Here is a 1,724-nt window from a genome sequence, read left to right as displayed (position 1 = left end):
CGGGCGCGATGCCCAGCAGGAGCCGGGCCGGCATCCCCGGGTCGGGCGCGTGGAGGTGGAAGCGCACGGTGAGCGGGTCCGGGGTGTCCACGCGTGCGATCGGGGAGTAGTCCGAGGCGATGGGGGAGGCCGAGCGCGGATCGGCCACCGCGCGGTAGGCGGCCGCCACGTCGCCGGAATCCAGGAGGGAGCCGTCGTGGAAGTGCACGCCATCACGCAGCCGGACCGTCCAGGTGAGCCCGTCCGCGCTGACCTCCGGTTCCTGCGCGGCCAGGGCGGGCTCGAGCCGGGGCAGCGTGGAATCGTCGGCGGCGACCGGGCGCAGGAGCCCCTCGTAGAGCGGGGAGACGCCGGTCGATCCGTATCCGGACACGGGGTTGAACTCACCGGGGTCCCCGGCGTCGGCCAACACGATCTGACCGGTGCTCTCCGACGCCGGGGCGGGGGTCGCGCAGCCCGACGCGGCGAGGGCTGACGCGAGTCCGACGCAGACGGCGGCGTACAACGGTCTCACAGACGCACTCCTGCCAGGGCTAGGGTAGGTGTCCGGCTGGACACATAGTTCGCAGAGCGTAGCGAGCGGATGTGTCGCTGCTGTTACACCGGAGAGCGTCTGAACACGCCTGGTGTTAAGCCTGATGCGTGGGGGAGCGATGGATCTGACCGACTGGGCCGAGCGCTTCGAGCTGCTCGGCGACCCCACCAGGCTGGGGCTCCTCGCACACATGCACCACGTGGGCCCCGGTGTCGCGACCGTCTCCGACCTGGCCGAGGCCGCCGGGATCACCCGCAACGCCGCCTCCCAGGCGCTGCGGATCCTCCGGGACAGGGGCTGGGTGCGCGCCGCCCGGGACGCCGACGACGGCAGGGTGGTCCGCTACTCGCTCGCCGACGACACCGTGCACCGCATCCTGCACCTCATGGGCGCCCGCCACCACTGAGCGCGGGGCTCGTGGTGACCTCCCCGACGGCCCGGTGCTCTGACCTGCGGTGCCCTGCGCGCGGCAAGCAGGGCACCGCAGGTCAGGGTGGCGCGCGGCGCTCAGAGTCGGCGTAACACAGCCGACACACGGCGGTATTAGCGTGATCAACAGCCCCAGCGTGCACCCACCCGGCATGCATCCACCCGGCGCGCTGATGCCCGAGCACGAGAGGACCTCAGAGGATGAAGCTCACCCCCCGCGAGCTGGACAAGCTCACCCTGTTCACCGCGGCGGAGGTCGCGAGGCGCAGGCTCGAGCGCGGGGTGCTGCTCAACGTCCCGGAGGCCACCGCGCTCATCTCGTGGGAGATCGTCGAGCACGCCCGCGACGGGCGCACGGTCGCCGAGTGCATGGACCTCGGACGTCGGGTCCTGAACGCCGGGCAGGTCATGGCCGGGGTGGTGGAGCGGCTGCCGATGATCCAGGTGGAGGCCACCTTCCCGGACGGCTCCAAGCTGGTCACGGTGCACGATCCCGTCGGCCCGGCGGAGCAGCAGGCGTGACCGCGCACTCCCCGGTGCACGAGCACGTTCACCAGCACACCGACCCGGCCACCGCCCGGATCGTCGCGGCGCTGGGTCCGGAAGCGGAGCAGATGCCCGACCTCGGCATCCCGTCGGCCGCGCCCGGGCGTGGACTGTCCGACCTGGTGTCGGCGGAGGGCCGGGCGGGTGACCTCGTCGTCGTCGTCCCCATGACGTTCGGCCGCGCACCCGCGGTGATCGCCGACTGCGCCCGCAC

The 1,724-nt window shown here is 72.6% G+C and carries 4 protein-coding genes; 3 read left to right on the top strand and 1 reads right to left on the bottom strand.

Translation table 11 applies throughout. The features are described from left to right. Positions 1–514, bottom strand: a 514-nt coding sequence (locus G6021_RS07915) for an ABC transporter substrate-binding protein (RefSeq protein WP_347238932.1), incomplete at its 3' end; no start/stop codon positions are given. Positions 515–653: 139 nt separating this feature from the next. On the opposite strand from G6021_RS07915, the gene G6021_RS07910 reads away from it, so the two are divergent. The 3 genes from G6021_RS07910 to G6021_RS07900 form a co-directional block, all read left to right on the top strand. Next, positions 654–941: a metalloregulator ArsR/SmtB family transcription factor gene (locus G6021_RS07910; RefSeq protein ID WP_179523269.1), complete on the top strand. Its 288-nt coding sequence runs from the start codon at positions 654–656 to the stop codon at positions 939–941. A 224-nt stretch (positions 942–1,165) separates the two neighbouring features. Continuing rightward, complete coding sequence (locus G6021_RS07905) at positions 1,166–1,486, top strand: urease subunit gamma (protein WP_179523268.1); 321 nt, start codon at positions 1,166–1,168, stop codon at positions 1,484–1,486. Beyond that, positions 1,483–1,724 (top strand): hypothetical protein (locus G6021_RS07900; RefSeq protein ID WP_206682650.1); only part of this gene is annotated, 242 nt, incomplete at its 3' end. The genes G6021_RS07905 and G6021_RS07900, both read left to right, overlap by 4 nt.

It is taken from the genome of Dietzia sp. CW19 (assembly GCF_014145265.1).
Classification (GTDB): domain Bacteria; phylum Actinomycetota; class Actinomycetes; order Mycobacteriales; family Mycobacteriaceae; genus Dietzia; species Dietzia natronolimnaea.
The sequence above is the reverse complement of the archived record's forward strand: the minus strand, read 5'-3'. Positions and strand labels throughout refer to the sequence as shown.

What these genes read in the sequence shown, in the direction of transcription:
- G6021_RS07910 (WP_179523269.1), top strand. Translation starts at nt 654, where the DNA reads ATGGATCTGACCGACTGGGCCGAGCGCTTCGAGCTGCTCGGCGACCCC.
- G6021_RS07905 (WP_179523268.1), top strand. Translation starts at nt 1,166, where the DNA reads ATGAAGCTCACCCCCCGCGAGCTGGACAAGCTCACCCTGTTCACCGCG.